The organism is Burkholderia metallica (assembly GCF_001718555.1).
Taxonomy (GTDB): Bacteria; Pseudomonadota; Gammaproteobacteria; order Burkholderiales; family Burkholderiaceae; genus Burkholderia; species Burkholderia metallica.
Map to the genome: position 1 here is coordinate 811,222 of NZ_CP013401.1, position 14,016 is coordinate 825,237.

16 protein-coding genes, 1 tRNA gene and 1 riboswitch are annotated in these 14,016 nt (G+C 64.5%); of the genes, 8 read left to right on the plus strand and 9 right to left on the minus strand.

Going from position 1 to position 14,016, the window contains the following annotated elements; all coding sequences use genetic code 11:
• Positions 1-88 precede the first annotated feature (88 nt).
• Positions 89-1,942 (plus strand): hypothetical protein, encoded by a 1,854-nt coding sequence (locus WJ16_RS03610; RefSeq protein ID WP_157126714.1) that lies wholly within the window; start codon positions 89-91, stop codon positions 1,940-1,942.
• A gap of 297 nt (positions 1,943-2,239) precedes the next feature.
• On the opposite strand, the gene WJ16_RS03615 is transcribed toward WJ16_RS03610, so the two are convergent.
• The 9 genes from WJ16_RS03615 to WJ16_RS03655 form a co-directional block, all read right to left on the minus strand.
• Positions 2,240-2,316, minus strand: a tRNA-Lys gene (locus tag WJ16_RS03615).
• Positions 2,317-2,424: 108 nt separating this feature from the next.
• Positions 2,425-3,174: a tol-pal system protein YbgF gene (ybgF, locus tag WJ16_RS03620; RefSeq protein ID WP_069255879.1), complete on the minus strand. Its 750-nt coding sequence runs from the start codon at positions 3,172-3,174 to the stop codon at positions 2,425-2,427.
• A 19-nt stretch (positions 3,175-3,193) separates the two neighbouring features.
• Positions 3,194-3,706, minus strand: coding sequence for a peptidoglycan-associated lipoprotein Pal (gene pal, locus WJ16_RS03625; protein WP_006484980.1), 513 nt, complete (start codon positions 3,704-3,706; stop codon positions 3,194-3,196).
• 17 nt (positions 3,707-3,723) lie between these two features.
• Entirely contained in the window at positions 3,724-5,019 is a 1,296-nt protein-coding gene (gene tolB, locus WJ16_RS03630; RefSeq protein ID WP_069255880.1) for a Tol-Pal system beta propeller repeat protein TolB, read from the minus strand.
• Between the two features lie 109 nt (positions 5,020-5,128).
• Entirely contained in the window at positions 5,129-6,184 is a 1,056-nt protein-coding gene (tolA, locus tag WJ16_RS03635; protein WP_069255881.1) for a cell envelope integrity protein TolA, read from the minus strand.
• Complete coding sequence (tolR, locus tag WJ16_RS03640; protein WP_006484943.1) at positions 6,181-6,630, minus strand: protein TolR; 450 nt, start codon at positions 6,628-6,630, stop codon at positions 6,181-6,183. Before tolR ends, tolA begins: the two co-directional genes overlap by 4 nt.
• 10 nt (positions 6,631-6,640) lie before the next feature.
• Positions 6,641-7,318, minus strand: coding sequence for a protein TolQ (gene tolQ, locus WJ16_RS03645; protein WP_006484959.1), 678 nt, complete (start codon positions 7,316-7,318; stop codon positions 6,641-6,643).
• A 130-nt stretch (positions 7,319-7,448) separates the two neighbouring features.
• On the minus strand, positions 7,449-7,934 hold the full coding sequence (gene ybgC / locus WJ16_RS03650) for a tol-pal system-associated acyl-CoA thioesterase (RefSeq protein WP_069255882.1): 486 nt from the start codon (positions 7,932-7,934) through the stop codon (positions 7,449-7,451).
• Positions 7,935-8,034: 100 nt separating this feature from the next.
• Positions 8,035-8,781: an SDR family NAD(P)-dependent oxidoreductase gene (locus tag WJ16_RS03655; RefSeq protein ID WP_069255883.1), complete on the minus strand. Its 747-nt coding sequence runs from the start codon at positions 8,779-8,781 to the stop codon at positions 8,035-8,037.
• 180 nt (positions 8,782-8,961) lie between these two features.
• Positions 8,962-9,062: riboswitch (ZMP/ZTP riboswitch) on the plus strand.
• 137 nt (positions 9,063-9,199) lie between these two features.
• Here WJ16_RS03655 and glyA point away from each other — a divergent pair.
• The 7 genes from glyA (at position 9,200) to WJ16_RS03690 (ending at position 13,988) form a co-directional block, all read left to right on the plus strand.
• Positions 9,200-10,447 (plus strand): serine hydroxymethyltransferase, encoded by a 1,248-nt coding sequence (gene glyA / locus WJ16_RS03660; RefSeq protein WP_069255884.1) that lies wholly within the window; start codon positions 9,200-9,202, stop codon positions 10,445-10,447.
• A 6-nt stretch (positions 10,448-10,453) separates the two neighbouring features.
• Positions 10,454-10,933 carry a transcriptional regulator NrdR gene (gene nrdR, locus WJ16_RS03665; RefSeq protein ID WP_006476792.1) on the plus strand — a complete coding sequence of 160 codons (480 nt, stop codon included), beginning with the start codon at positions 10,454-10,456 and terminating at the stop codon, positions 10,931-10,933.
• Between the two features lie 153 nt (positions 10,934-11,086).
• A complete protein-coding gene (locus WJ16_RS03670) occupies positions 11,087-11,650 on the plus strand; it encodes a GspH/FimT family pseudopilin (protein ID WP_069255885.1) in 564 nt (187 codons plus the stop codon).
• Positions 11,651-11,655: 5 nt separating this feature from the next.
• On the plus strand, positions 11,656-12,057 hold the full coding sequence (locus tag WJ16_RS03675) for a hypothetical protein (protein WP_069255886.1): 402 nt from the start codon (positions 11,656-11,658) through the stop codon (positions 12,055-12,057).
• Positions 12,047-12,880 carry a type IV pilus assembly protein gene (locus WJ16_RS03680; protein WP_069255887.1) on the plus strand — a complete coding sequence of 278 codons (834 nt, stop codon included), beginning with the start codon at positions 12,047-12,049 and terminating at the stop codon, positions 12,878-12,880. Before WJ16_RS03675 ends, WJ16_RS03680 begins: the two co-directional genes overlap by 11 nt.
• Before the next feature lie 140 nt (positions 12,881-13,020).
• Positions 13,021-13,545, plus strand: a complete 525-nt coding sequence (locus WJ16_RS03685) for a hypothetical protein (protein ID WP_175913012.1) — start codon at positions 13,021-13,023, stop codon at positions 13,543-13,545.
• The gene (locus tag WJ16_RS03690; protein ID WP_069255888.1) at positions 13,542-13,988 is read left to right on the plus strand and encodes a type IV pilin protein; all 447 of its coding nucleotides are present in this window, start codon (positions 13,542-13,544) and stop codon (positions 13,986-13,988) included. Before WJ16_RS03685 ends, WJ16_RS03690 begins: the two co-directional genes overlap by 4 nt.
• Positions 13,989-14,016: the final 28 nt, after the last annotated feature.

A 14,016-nucleotide genomic window follows, 5' to 3' on the forward strand; every position in this document is an offset into this window, starting at 1 on the left:
TTATTATCAAGACGTTGATGTTTTCTTCCGTCTAGAAGTGAATTCAAAATTGCGGGGTTCCGGTCGATCTGGGGTGATTGAAAATAACATGAAATCTACTTTGTTCTTGCATGCAGGTGGTCCTAAAACAGGATCGTCCGCGCTGCAAAGTTTTCTTGAGTTCAACTCCGAAAAGATTGCTGCATGTGGTGTAGGATATCTAAATAAAGCCGGAATATCCTTCGAGCATCAGATATCGAGCGGAAACGGCGAAATGCTGCGCGAAGCTGTTTGTGAGTGCGAGGAAAACACGGCGTCGGTCGCCGCAGTCATCAGGTCCTATTTTGATAGTAGTTCCAATGCGATTTGTTCGTCGGAACTGTTTAGTGAATTTTCCCCGGAAAACTGGCGCCTGCTCGCGAATGTCTGCCGAGAGAATGGCATCGAGCTGCGTGTGATTTTCTACGTGCGAAATGTGATCCCGTTCATGAAATCCGTCTATGATCAGCTTATTAAGCGTCATGGGATGTATGAGGATTTCGAGGTATGGGTTGGTACTGCCGAGTGGCTTCACGCTCGTACACTCCGGTCGCTCGCCGAGGCGCTTTCGCGTGATGAAATTACCGTAATCAGCTATGAGGCGATCAACAAGCGGGTGGTTGATTCCTTTGTCGACCTGATCGGTATTGATGCTCTTGATTATCAGGACCTGATCGTCAACCGCTCGCTGACTGGCGTAGAGCGTGATCTTCTTCGTAGGATCAATCGGGAATTCGGTGGTGCTTTCTCCGAGGAAATTTCGGATCGCATGATCTATGCGGACCCGTTTGCCAAATCTGAGGCCGTTGAGGTAAGTGCAGCTGCCGAGAGTGAGCTTGAACGGCGCTACGGCGGCGATCTGGACTGGATCAACAAGGAATTTTTCGGCGGGGCCGATGTTGTGTCGCTTTCCGGGGGGGCTAAAAAAGCCGATCGCCAGCAGAATGCCGTCCAAGCATCAAGGGAAGCAGCCGACAACGCAGTTGGTCACAAGGCGCGCGTACAGGATCTTGTGCTGGACTGGGCGTTGGAGAAGATTACGCTGACTCAGCAATCCGGTGCCGTCGATGTTGCAAATGCCCTGCTGAATATCGACTGGCATTTGGCAAGCGATCCGGCGATTCCGGCAGATTTTGATCCGATTGCTTATCTGTTGAACAACGTCGATCTGATTACGGCGGGTATTGCCCCCTATGGCCACTTCATTGCTCATGGGCAATATGAGGTAGGGCGGATCTGGACGGTGGAATCGAACACCGGCTGGGCGAGAGCGAACGACGAGTTCCGTGAGAAGGTACGGGAGTTGCGTGAGCGCGAGGAAGCGTTGACCCTCGAGCGCGTCAGGTTGGATGCAGACCGGGCGAAGGTTGAATTGAATGTCCGCAGCGAGGTGGAATCGCTGTTGCGACGACAGGCGGAAAGAGAGCAGGAGTATGCGGAGGCACTCACCGATACATACAAGAGGATCGATCTGGAACGTGTTGCGTCGATTGATGCCGCCGAGAAAAGATTTGCACTGCTGATTGAAGAGCATGCGAGGCGCGCTGATGAGTTGGAGAAGCGTTTGATGGACACGCAGGGGAAACTGGCGAACTCGCGTCGGGAAATTGAATTGCTGTTGCGTCAGCAACTGGAGCGTTCACACACCCATGCGGAGCAACTGACGCAGTTGCACGTGGGTACGGGGGGCGCACACATCGCATCGGACGATGCCGCTACCGACGGGCAGCCGGCATCGACGAACGGGTTTGCAATGCGGACCCGTTTGCTTGAAAACGAACTATCGAGTCTACGAAATCAACTTGAAGTATCGCGCGGCGAGATCGAGTCGCTACGAAATCGAACCGCGGAACTTGAACGGCAAACGTCCCGAGATTTGACGATGGCTTTGCGCGCCGGTCCGTTACCTGGCTTGAGTGCTTGACGGCACCCTCAAGGAGGCTTGCGGGCTCGCGAGAAGAGGGATGCGTAAGAGCGGGAGCCATGCCAAGCGCGGCACAACATTCAAGTCGCGAACCGCAATGTAATGGCCGGTTGGCGCATCGGTGATCGCCTGGGAAATTAAGAAGGGTCTGGCATGGTTGCCAGGCCTTGCTTCAAATTCACATATTCGCCGGCCGCGCGTGCCTCAACCATGCCGGGTTCCCGAACTTGACACCGCAAGCGACAGACGCAAAAAAGCCTCCACTTGGGAGGCTTTAATTGCACTATCGAAGATAGTTGGTAGGGTGGGAGGGACTCGAACCCTCGACTCTCTGATTAAAAGTCAGATACTCTAACCAACTGAGTTACCACCCCACGTTCTTGAAACCTGTTGGCTCGTTGCTTCAACAACTTTGGCAACGACCCAAAGAGCAAAAGATTATAGCGACGGGTTATCAGGCTGTCAACAACCCGTCACGATAATTATTTGATCGTTTCAAGCTTGCCCTGCGCCGTTTGCGCCGCGTTCGACCCGGCGTACTGCGAAACGACCTGCTCGAACGTCTTCTTCGCGGCCGCCTTCTGGCCTTGCTCGAGCTGGTTCGTGCCGATTGCCACGAGTGCGTCGGCTGCGCGCGGATGCTGCGGGAACTTGCTGACGATCCCTTGCCACGTTGCCGTCGAACCGCGGTAATCGCGCAGCGCGTATTGCGCATTGCCGTACCAGTACTGCGCGGTCGGCTGGTAAGGGCTCTGCGGATACTTCGCGATGAACGCGCGGAACGAAGCCGCGGCCGCCTTGAAGTTGCCGTTGCGGAACTGCTGCTGCGCCGCGTTGAGCGCATCCGTTTCACCCGGCTGCACGGTGCCTTCGACACCATCGATCGTCGCCTGCTGCGGCTCGAACTTCTTGAGTCGCGTGTCGAGATCCTGGTAGTACTCCTTCTGCTGCCGTTCGAGCGTCGTCAGCCGGTTCGTCAGGTCCTCGTTCTCGCCGCGCAGCGTCGCGACCTGCTGGTTCAGCTGGTCGATACGGCCGGATTGATCGAGGATCGTACGCTGGGCGGCGGACAACTGGCTCGCCAGGTTGTCGGTTTTACTGCGCAGGTCGAGCACGGCGCGGCGCGCTTCGTTGTCGTCGAACACGCCGGCGTGCGCCGGCGCGGCCGACCACGCCGCGCCCGCGACGCAGAATGCTGCGGCAACGCGCAGCCAGGTTACACGGTGCGTCATACGGCGATTCTTCCGTTACTTACTGTTGGTAGACGAGGTCGGCGCGACGGTTCTGCGCCCACGATGCTTCGTCGTGACCCGTTGCCTGCGGCTTTTCCTTGCCGAGGCTCACGGCTTCCATCTGCGAGTCGTTCACGCCGAGCAGTGCCATCGCACGACGCACGGCTTCCGCACGCTTCTGGCCTAGCGCGAGGTTGTACTCGCTCGTGCCGCGTTCGTCGGTGTTGCCCTGGATCAGCACGTGGCGCTGCGGGTGGCTCTTCAGGTACTGAGCGTGCTGCTGCATCAGCGGCTGGTACTCGTCCTTCACCGAATAGCTGTCGAAGTCGAAGTAGATGCTGCGCTTCGCGAGCGGGCTGTTCGGGTCGTTCAGCGGATCGACGTTCACTTGTGCGACGTTGTCAGCGCTCGGCTGCGTGCTGACCGCGCCCGCGTTGTTTGCCTTGTCGTCGAGCTTCACGCCCGACTTGCACGCTGCGAGCGCGCTGATCATCATCACGGCCAGGGCCAGACGAGCTTTATTCGACATCATGGTTACTCTCCTTGTGGTCATTGCATGAAGGGCCCCCACGACGGCTCACGTACGGAGCCGCCCTGGACGGACAGGATCTGCGGCGGCGCGCTGCCGTCGGAGGGCACTGCTGCCAGAACATTGCGACCACCCGACTGGGTGGCGTACAGAAGGTACTGGCCGTTTGCCGCGAAGCTCGGCGATTCGTCGCGATTCGTATTCGTGATGGCGTTCGCCGCGCCGGTCTGCAGATCCTGAACGTACAGCTTGAAGCCCCCGCCCGTGCGGGAGATGTAAGCGAGCAGCTTGCCGTCCGGGCTGATACGCGGACTCGTGTTGTAGCTGCCGGTGAAGGTCACGCGCTGCGCGGCACCGGCGCTTTCACCCTGTGCGGGCATCCGGTAGATCTGCGGCGCGCCGCCGCGATCGCTCGTGAAGTAGATCCAGCGACCGTCCGGCGAGTAGAACGGCTCGGTGTCGATCGAGCTGCTCTGCGTGAGGCGGCGCAGGCCGCCGCCCGTCGAGTTGACCGTATAGATTTGCGTATTGCCCGTGAGCGACAGCGCGACGGCCAGCGTGTTGCTGTCCGGCGACCATGCCGGTGCGCTGTTGTTGCCCTTCTGGTCGGAGACGATGTAGCGGCGGCCGGTCGGCAGGTCGTGGATGTAGACGATCGGCTTCTTGCGCTCGAACGACACGTACGCGACCTTCGTGCCGCTCGGCGACCAGGACGGCGAGATGATCGGCTCCGTGCTCGACAGCGCGATGCGCGCGTTCTGGCCGTCCGAATCCGAAATCTGCAGCTGGTAGCGGTTGCCGGTCTTGATCACGTACGACAGGCGCGTGGCGAACACGCCGCGCACGCCGAGCAGCTTCTGGTAGATGTAGTCGGCGATCTTGTGGCCGGCCGTGCGCAGCGTGGTGTCGGTGGCCGTCAGCGACAGGCCGCCGAGGCTTTGCTGCTTCACGGTGTCGTACAGGATGAAGTTGACCTTGTACTGGCCGTTCGCCTCGCGGTTCACGCTGCCGGCGACGAACGCATTCGCGCCCTTGGCCTTCCACGCGCCGAGATCGACCGATGCCGTTTCCGGCACGGGCGTGCTGCCTGCGTCGATGTTGGTGAATTTGCCGCTGCGGGCGAGGTCGGCACGGACGATCGACGTGACCTGCTGCGGCAGGTTCGCCTCGTTCGCGAAATTCGCGGTGGCGATGGGGAACTGGGTCGAGCCGACCCCGGTGATCAGCACGTTGACCTGAGCGTTAGCGGCGCTGCCCGCCGTAATCAGACACGAGGCCACGAGTGCCCTGAAACCTAGCTTTGTCATCAAACTCATGCTTCTTGCTTCCCGTATGGCTTGGATCGCTGCGCAACGGCAGAGACAGTAAAAATACCCGATTCGTTCCCGTCCGACCGCGACGCCCGGAGTGTAAGCGCATTTCCTTTCACTCCGCCGCCTTGAAGGTAATCGTAATGTCAGACGGGGTACGACCGTTAGAATCGGGCGGCAACGGGACCGATGCGTGGATCGCATTGACCACGGCTTGATCCCACCCCGAATTCCCGCTGGAACGGGAAACCGATGCGCTCAATACGTCACCGGACGGCGTGCACCGAATCTTGACGACGGTGGTCAGGCCTGCCCGCTCGCCGCCCCAAACGATGTTCGGTTTGACGCGGCGGCGCACCTTGTCGGCATAGCCGGGCGTCGCGGCATTGCCGCCGGAGCCCGTGCCCGTGCCGCTTTTCGCGAGGCCTTCGCCGCCGCCTTCGCCGGCGCCGGACAGGCCCTGCATCTGGGCGAGACGCGCGCTGCGCTCGCGGTCGAGCTTCGCGTTCACCGCCGCGGTGGCCTTCGCGCGCGCCGCGGCTTCGGCCTTCGCCTTGGCCTGCGCTTCCGCCTTCGCCTTCGCGGCCGCGTCGGCCTTCGCCTTCGCCGCCTGCTGCGCTTCGAGCTGCGCCTGCTTCTGCTGCTGGAGTTTCTGCTGTTCGAGCTTCTGCTGCTCCGCGAGCTGCTGTTGCTTGAGCTTGTCGGCCTGCTTCTGCTTGTCGCGTTCCGCGGCCTTCTGCGCGGCGAGGGCGGCTGCCTGCTGCGCCGCGAGTTGCGCACGCCGGGCTTCCTCTTCCTGCTGGGCCTTCAGTTGCTGTGCGCGGCGCTGCTGTTCGAGCAGCGCTTCACGCGCGGCCGCTTCCTGCTGCCGCTTCTTCTGCTGCAGCGCGATGTCGGCCTGCTCGTCGCGCACCGGGGGAGGCGGCGGCGCGACCTTCACGGGCGGCGTGGGCGTGACGACGGGCCGCGGCACGGCGACGTCGGGCACCTCGGTCCACAGCTCGGCTTCGGCGCCGGCCGGCGTGCTGTTCTGCCATTGCACGCCGTGATAGAGAAACAGCGCGAGCAGCACGTGCATCAGCGCGGCGAGCGCGAATGCGCGCCCGGTGCCGCGCTCGCGGGGAGGGCGAGGCGGGTAGGCGGTACTGCGCGAGGATTGCTGCCGGTTCATTGCGATTTGACGAGGAGGCCGACGCGCTTGACGCCGCGCGCCTTCAGATCGGACATCACGGTCATGACGGCATCGTACTGCACGGTCTTGTCGGCTGCGATCACGACCGGCTGGTCGGGGTGATCGGCCTGCCGGGCCGAGATGAAGCTGTCGAGCTCGGCTTTCGTCATTGTGTCTTCCTGCGTCGCGCCCGAGTCGCCCTTGTACTTGACGCTCATCGTGCGGTCGGCCTTGATGTTGACGACGACGGGCGGCGTCTGCTCCTGCGGCGCGGCGTTGCCGACGGTCGGCAGGTTGATGATCGACGGGGCGACGAGCGGTGCGGTGACCATGAAGATCACGAGCAGCACCAGCATCACGTCAATGTACGGCACGACGTTGATGTCGGCCATTGCGCGGCGCGAGCGGCCGCCGCGCATGCTGGATCGGATGGGGCTTCCTGCCATGGCGCGCTCCTTACTGGGCCTGACGCTGCAGGATGTTCGAGAACTCTTCGATGAAGGTCTCGAAGCGGATCGCGAGGCGGTCGATGTCGTGCGCGTAACGGTTGTACGCGACCACCGCCGGGATCGCGGCGAACAGGCCGATCGCGGTGGCGACGAGCGCCTCGGCGATGCCCGGCGCGACGTTCGCGAGCGTGGCCTGCTGCACGTTCGCGAGGCCGCGGAACGAGTTCATGATCCCCCAGACCGTGCCGAACAGACCGATGTACGGGCTGACCGAGCCGACCGATGCGAGGAACGCGAGGTTTGCTTCGAGCACGTCCATTTCACGCTGGAACGACGCGCGCATCGCGCGGCGTGCGCCGTCGAGCACGAGGCCCGGATCGCTGAGGCGCTTTTCCTTCGCTTTCAGGAACTCGCGCATGCCCGATTCGAAGATCCGCTCGAGCGCGCCGATCGTGTGGCGGTTGTTCGCTGCGCTCTGGTACAGCGCCTGCAGGTCGCCGCCCGACCAGAAATCCTTCTCGAAGCGTTCGGTCTGCGCGCGTGCGCGGCGGATCGCGAACCACTTGCGGAAGATGAATGTCCACGACATCAGCGACAGCAGCAGCAGCAGCCCCATCACGGCCTGGGCCAGCACGCTCGCGTTGAGGACGAGGGAAATGATCGACAGGTCTTGAGAAGTATTCATAGAGGTTTGAGTAACGTCCCTTCGGGGCGCCGGGTATGCGTGCGGCGCGGCGCGCCGGCCATGCCTGGCGCCGAACCTTGCTTAGTATCGAATCAGAAAGGCAAGTTCATAGGCTTTGTCTAAACGGCGCTCACGCGAGCTTCGTTGACAGTTGACGCTGCGCGTCGTCGACGATGGGCCCACGGTGCAGCGCGTCGAGCACGGGCGGCGGGATGGCCGCGGGCCGGATGCCGGTACGGTCGACGCAGCCGAGGCGGATGTGTCCGGCCACGAGCAGCGTGTCGCCACACCAGGCTTCCTGCATGAATTCCACCGACGCGCGGCCGATGCGCGCCGGCCGGTTCGTGATCGCCAGCGTGTCGTCGAGTCGCGCCGGTGCGCGGTAGTCGAGCGACGTGCTGCGCACGACGAAGATCGCGCCGGTATCGTCGGCGAGCCGACGCTGGTCGATGCCGCAGGCGCGCAGCCACTCGGTGCGGGCGCGTTCGAAGAACTTCAGGTAGTTGGCATAGAAGACGATGCCGCCTGCGTCGGTATCCTCGTAGTAGACGCGCACCGGCCAGATGAAGCCGGAGGGCGCTTCCGGGGAGCGGGTAGGCTGAGTCATGGCGCGCATTCTACCGGAAGGCCGGGGCCTGATTCGTAACCGATTCGTAACGGAATGTAGTATGCCGTAGCACGCCGCGGACCGGCCCGAACAGGCCGGCCCGCGGGCTTCAGCCGCGGTGGACGGTCGGGCCGCCGGGTGCCTGCGCGATCGGCATCAGCTCGATCGCGTTGATGTTGACGTGGGCCGGGCGCGTCGCGATCCAGTAGATCGTATCGGCGATGTCTTCGGGCATCAGCGGCTGGACGTTGTGGTAGACGTTCGCCGCTTTCGCGTCGTCGCCGCGATAGCGGACGTTCGAGAATTCGGTGCCGCCGCAGAGACCCGGCTCGATGTCGGTGACGCGCAGCGGCGTGCCGAGCAGGTCCGCGCGCAGGTTCAGGCTGAATTGTCTGACGAAAGCCTTGGTGGCGCCGTAGACGTTCCCGCCCGCATAAGGGTACGAACCCGCGACCGAGCCGATATTGAAGATGTGCCCGCGGCCGCGCTCGATCATGCCGGGCAGCAGCGCGTGCGTGACCGTGACGAGGCCCGTGCAGTTCGTGTCGATCATCGTGTGCCATTCGTCGAGGCTGGCCTTTTGGGCCGGCTCGACGCCGAGCGCGAGGCCGGCGTTGTTGACGAGCACGTCGAGCGCTGCGAAATCGGCGGGAAGGGTGGCCGGCACGGCCTCGACGGCCGCGCGATCGCGCACGTCGAGCTCGAGCGGCAGAAGGGCATCGCCGAGTTCGGCGGCGAGCGCATCGAGACGATCCTTGCGGCGCGCGGTCGCGACGACGCGGTGGCCTCCATTGACGAAGGCACGGGCGATGGCGGCGCCGAAGCCGGCGGACGCGCCTGTGACGAACACGATCATTGCTGCTCCTGGTCGATGACAAAATAGCGGGTGGTATCCCGCAAGCCTACTGAGATTGCCGCACCGCGGCAAGGCGCCAAAGCGTTCCGGCACGGGCGCGTAGAATCCGGCCCCAATTATCTCCGGCGCACTGCCGTGCGGTTGCCTATTCATGACGCATCCAATACACTAACGCGCTCATCACCCCCGCGTGACTGGCGATAGAACCCTTCGGGTTCAAGGTGGAGCATCCCACCGTGAAGCGCGGGGCGCCGTTTTTGCCGTTCGCCTGGGCAGCCGTTGTGCGCCGTCGCGTGCATCGCCGGTGGCTGTCCTGCCTCGCGTCATCCGGATTCTTCCGCCACGTCGAGCGGGTCCCGCCAGCGGCGCACCGTACTCGGTCACCCCGGTCAACCTGTACACACTTAACGGAACCCGTATGTTTGACAGAGCCCAAAGCACCATCGCGAACGTCGATCCCGAAATCTTTGCCGCGATCGAACAGGAAAACCGCCGCCAGGAAGATCACATCGAGCTGATCGCGTCGGAAAACTACACGAGCCCGGCCGTGATGGCCGCGCAGGGCTCGCAACTCACGAACAAGTACGCGGAAGGGTATCCGGGCAAGCGCTACTATGGCGGCTGCGAATACGTGGACGTCGTCGAGCAGCTCGCGATCGACCGCGTGAAGCAGCTGTTCGGCGCGGAAGCCGCGAACGTGCAGCCGAACTCGGGCTCGCAGGCGAACCAGGGCGTGTTCTTCGCGATGCTCAAGCCGGGCGACACGATCATGGGCATGAGCCTCGCGCACGGCGGCCACCTGACGCACGGCTCGCCGGTGAACATGTCGGGCAAGTGGTTCAACGTGGTGAGCTACGGCCTGAACGAGAACGAAGACATCGACTACGAAGCGGCCGAGAAGCTCGCGCAGGAACACAAGCCGAAGCTGATCGTCGCGGGCGCGTCGGCGTTCTCGCTGAAGATCGACTTCGAGCGTCTCGCGAAGATCGCGAAGTCGGTGGGCGCGTACCTGATGGTCGACATGGCGCACTACGCAGGGCTGATCGCGGCCGGCGTGTACCCGAACCCGGTGCCGCACGCGGATTTCGTGACGACGACGACGCACAAGAGCCTGCGCGGCCCGCGCGGCGGCGTGATCCTGATGAAGGCTGAGTACGAGAAGCCGATCAACTCGGCGATCTTCCCGGGCATCCAGGGCGGCCCGCTGATGCACGTGATCGCGGGCAAGGCGGTGGCGTTCAAGGAAGCGCTGTCGCCGGAGTTCAAGGCGTACCAGGAGAAGGTGGTCGAGAACGCACGCGTGCTGGCCGAAACGCTGGTCAAGCGCGGGCTGCGGATCGTGTCGGGCCGCACGGAAAGCCACGTGATGCTGGTCGATCTGCGCGCGAAGCACATCACCGGCAAGGCAGCGGAAGCGGCGCTGGGCGCGGCGCACATCACGGTGAACAAGAACGCGATCCCGAACGATCCGGAAAAGCCGTTCGTGACGAGCGGCATCCGTCTGGGCTCGCCCGCGATGACGACGCGCGGCTTCGGTCCGGCGGAAGCGGAACAGGTGGGCAACCTGATCGCGGACGTGCTGGACAACCCGGAAGACGCAGCGACGATCGAGCGCGTGCGCGCGCAGGTTGCCGAGCTGACCAAGCGTTTCCCGGTCTATCGCTGATCGACGATGCGCTGCCCGTTCTGCCGGCATGACGACACGCAGGTCGTGGATTCCCGCGTGTCCGAAGATGGCGCCGCGATCCGGCGGCGCCGTCGCTGCTCGGCTTGCGACAAGCGCTTCACGACGTACGAGCGGGTCGAGTTGTCGCTGCCGTTCGTCGTGAAGAAGGACGGCAGCCGCACGGAATTCGACCGTCGCAAGATCGTCGCCAGCATGCAACTCGCGCTGCGCAAGCGGCCGGTTGCCGCCGACGCGATCGACGCGGCGGTCGCCCGTATCGAATATCAATTGCTCGCGACAGGCGAGCGCGAAGTGCGTAGCGAGAAGCTCGGCGAACTCGTGATGAACGAGTTGCGCGGCCTCGATACGATTGCTTATGTCCGCTTCGCATCGGTGTATCGCCGGTTCGAGGACGTTTCCGAATTTGCCGACGTGATCGAAGAATTCCGTCGCGCCTCTCCCGCCAAGACCCCACGTAAGCGCTGACGCGCTGCGTCCGTTCATCGTCTTCTCTGTTGGTCAGTTCGCGCCGATTGTGTCGGTTGCGATCGCACGCCGCCACTCGGCCGTTCGGCCAATGGTGCGCATGGCTCATGTACCGCTACAGTCGACGCATCATCTTGGCGAAGGACGACTGCGATGGGACGGCACGCTCTACCCCTGAAAGATTCAACGCGACGCTCGGGCGGGTTCACGCTCGTCGAGTTGATGGTTGCCCTTTCGCTGACGGCCGGGCTCGCGCTTTATGCGGCGCCCGTGTTCGACCAGTGGCGCATGCGCGAACGGGTGGACGCACGCGCACGCACGTTGCTCGGTGCGCTGTCGTTCGCCCGTACCGAGGCGGCGCGCCTCGGCGTGCGTGTCACGCTGTGTCGGGCCGGGCGCGGCGGCACCTGTCTGCGCGCCGGTGAGCGATGCGATCCGGCCGAATGGTCGTGCGACTGGATCGTGAGCGGGCAAATCGACGGGCAGTCACGCGTGCTGCGGCGCTATCCGCACGATGCCGAAGTCACCGTTGCGGGGGCCGCGCACGATCTCGCGTTCGCACCGCCGATCGGTCAGGCAATCGGCGGCATCCGGCGTTTCGAATTGCGTCCGAGGCGCGACATGTCGGGGGCTGACGACACGCGTGCATCGCGTTGCGTGCGGATCGCGGCAGGCGGCCGGGCGCGGGTCGTCGCCGGCCGCTGCGACGCGGCGTGAGCGCCATGCGCCATGCCATGCGCGGCACGTCGCTGATCGAAGCGACCCTGGCCATCGCGCTGCTCGCGGCCGTGATGCTGGCAGTGGCAGGTAGCCAGCTCGCGATGGCGCGGGCGCAGCGCGCGACGATCTGGCGCGAACGCGCGCTGTGGCTCGCGGATGCGCGCATCGAGCGCGTGCACGTTGCGCCGGGAGCCGAGGATGATCTGGCGGCGCGAGCCGCGGCGTCGTTGCCCGGCGGCACGATGACGCGCGGTGACGGGCCGGACGGCGTGCGCTATGCGGTGGTCGGCTGGCGTAGCGGCACTGCGGCCACCGGGCCGCGATGCGAAGCGGCGGGCAGGTCGGCGCAGCCGCCGTCGTGCGTCCGGATGCCGTATCGGGAGGCCGACGACGATGAACGCTGATCGCCGCATGCGCGCGCATACGCTGCTTGAAGTGTTGATTGCGATGACCGTCGGTTTGCTCGTGCTCGCGGCGGCCGGTGCGCTGTACCACGCGCAGCGCGTCGCACAGCGGCGCGCGGACGACGGGTTCCTGATGCGTGATGCAGCCGGCGCAGCACTGATGCTGATCGGCCAGCAGATCCAGATGGCCGGATTCCGGCCGCTCGATGCGAAAGGGGTATCGTCGTTGCCGCCGGTATTCGGCTGTTCGATGGCGCGTGTGAGAGGGGATGGCGCGCAGGTACGGTGTGAGCCCGCGCGCGCGGCGTCTGACGCATTGCTGATCCGGTATGTCGGCGACACCGTGTCGACGTGGGCCACCGTCAGCGGCCAGGTATCGGATTGCCTCGGGCAAGGTGTCGGTACGTCCGGCGAGCCTGCGCCGGTGGAGAACCGCTTCGATGTGCACGTCAGTCCGTCGACGGGCGAGCCCGAACTGTATTGCGAAGGAAACGGCCGCCCAGGCACGCCGCAGCCGGTCGTGTCGGGAATCGATCAATTGCGGGTGCGTTATCTTCGTCGAGGCGGCATGCGGTTCGTCGATGCCGATGCGTTGCGCGGCGACGACTGGCGCGATGTCGTGGCCGTGCATGTCTGCGTGCGGGCGCGCGGCGAACCGGCGGGGGAGCTGGCACGGCACGTCGACTGCGACGGCCGCACGGTCGTCGCGCATGACGGTCGCGCGCGTCTGGCGCTCGATCGGATCGTCGCGTTGAGGAATTCCGCTCGCGCAGTCGACGATACGTCGCGCGATGCACCGGATGCACGCGGGGTGCTGCGATGAGCGGAGCGGGGCAGCATGCACGGGAGCGATCGCGATGCGTTGCGGCACGCAGCACGCATGAACGTATCGCGACAAACCGCGACGAGCCGCGGCACGCGACAGGTGCGGAAGTCCTCACCACGAGCCGGCGGGCGCCGCCCATGCGGTTGCGGTCGGCCAGCCGTGGCTGGCGTCGCGACGCGGGGCTTGCATTGCCCGCGGTGATCGCGGTCGGCGCGGCGATTGCCGCGCTGACGGGCACGTGGTTCGAAGCCGCACTGACGGAGTCGCGCCGCACGCGAGCGTTGTCCGATCGGCTGATTGCGTTCCACGCGGCCGATGCCGCGCTTGCCGCGTGCACCGCGCGATTGCGTCGCGGTACGGCGCCCTACGTGAGCGAACGCGAGTCGCATACGGAGCCCGACGCCTGGCGGCGCATGCCGACGCTGGCGGCCGCCGAAGCATTCGCGCCGTTCGCCGGCTGGCCGACGGCTGCGCAACCGCCGCGATGCCTGATCGAAGCATGGCGCGGAGCAGGGCCGGCCGGTGGCCGTGCTTACGTCGTCACCGCGCGCGGCGTCGGTACGCATCCATCGAGCGTCGTCTGGCTGCAGTATCAGGTCGCGATACGCGATGGACACATCGTCGCCTTGCATTGGCGTCGCGTCGCGACGGTGCTTCGATGAGCGAGCGCCTGCCCAGGTCGCGCCCGGCGGGATTCACGCTGATCGAGCTGATGATCGTGCTCGCGATCGTCGCGGTGCTGGCCGGATGGGGCATCCCGTCGTATCGCGGGCATGTCGTGCACGTTCATCGCGCATCGGCGGTCGCCGCGCTGTATCGGGCGGCCCAGTATCTCGAAACGCGGGAGGGTGTGCCGCCTTCGTCATTGCCGGCGTCGCTCACGCAAGCGCCACCGGACGGGCGGGCGGTCTATCGATTGGCGCTCGCGCGACCGGACGGCGACGATGGGCCGGTGAGCTATGAACTGGAAGCCATCCCGCTCGACACGGGCCCGATGCACGGCGACGCATGCGGCGTATTCACGCTGCGCTCGGACGGGACGAAAGGCAATGTGCGAAGCGATGGCGCCGACGGACAGGTCGCGGCGTGCTGGGGTGTGCGTTGAAGCCGGATGGCGGGCGCGCCACGGCGCA

Excerpts from the sequence above, each read along its gene's own strand:
- WJ16_RS03610 (WP_157126714.1), top strand. The coding sequence starts at position 89 with ATGAAATCTACTTTGTTCTTGCATGCAGGTGGTCCTAAAACAGGATCG.
- ybgF (WP_069255879.1), bottom strand. The coding sequence starts at position 3,174 with ATGACGCACCGTGTAACCTGGCTGCGCGTTGCCGCAGCATTCTGCGTC.
- pal (WP_006484980.1), bottom strand. The coding sequence starts at position 3,706 with ATGATGTCGAATAAAGCTCGTCTGGCCCTGGCCGTGATGATGATCAGC.
- tolB (WP_069255880.1), bottom strand. The coding sequence starts at position 5,019 with ATGAGTTTGATGACAAAGCTAGGTTTCAGGGCACTCGTGGCCTCGTGT.
- tolA (WP_069255881.1), bottom strand. The coding sequence starts at position 6,184 with ATGAACCGGCAGCAATCCTCGCGCAGTACCGCCTACCCGCCTCGCCCT.
- tolR (WP_006484943.1), bottom strand. The coding sequence starts at position 6,630 with ATGGCAGGAAGCCCCATCCGATCCAGCATGCGCGGCGGCCGCTCGCGC.
- tolQ (WP_006484959.1), bottom strand. The coding sequence starts at position 7,318 with ATGAATACTTCTCAAGACCTGTCGATCATTTCCCTCGTCCTCAACGCG.
- ybgC (WP_069255882.1), bottom strand. The coding sequence starts at position 7,934 with ATGCGCGCCATGACTCAGCCTACCCGCTCCCCGGAAGCGCCCTCCGGC.
- WJ16_RS03655 (WP_069255883.1), bottom strand. The coding sequence starts at position 8,781 with ATGATCGTGTTCGTCACAGGCGCGTCCGCCGGCTTCGGCGCCGCCATC.
- glyA (WP_069255884.1), top strand. The coding sequence starts at position 9,200 with ATGTTTGACAGAGCCCAAAGCACCATCGCGAACGTCGATCCCGAAATC.
- nrdR (WP_006476792.1), top strand. The coding sequence starts at position 10,454 with ATGCGCTGCCCGTTCTGCCGGCATGACGACACGCAGGTCGTGGATTCC.
- WJ16_RS03670 (WP_069255885.1), top strand. The coding sequence starts at position 11,087 with ATGGGACGGCACGCTCTACCCCTGAAAGATTCAACGCGACGCTCGGGC.
- WJ16_RS03675 (WP_069255886.1), top strand. The coding sequence starts at position 11,656 with ATGCGCCATGCCATGCGCGGCACGTCGCTGATCGAAGCGACCCTGGCC.
- WJ16_RS03680 (WP_069255887.1), top strand. The coding sequence starts at position 12,047 with ATGAACGCTGATCGCCGCATGCGCGCGCATACGCTGCTTGAAGTGTTG.
- WJ16_RS03685 (WP_175913012.1), top strand. The coding sequence starts at position 13,021 with ATGCGGTTGCGGTCGGCCAGCCGTGGCTGGCGTCGCGACGCGGGGCTT.
- WJ16_RS03690 (WP_069255888.1), top strand. The coding sequence starts at position 13,542 with ATGAGCGAGCGCCTGCCCAGGTCGCGCCCGGCGGGATTCACGCTGATC.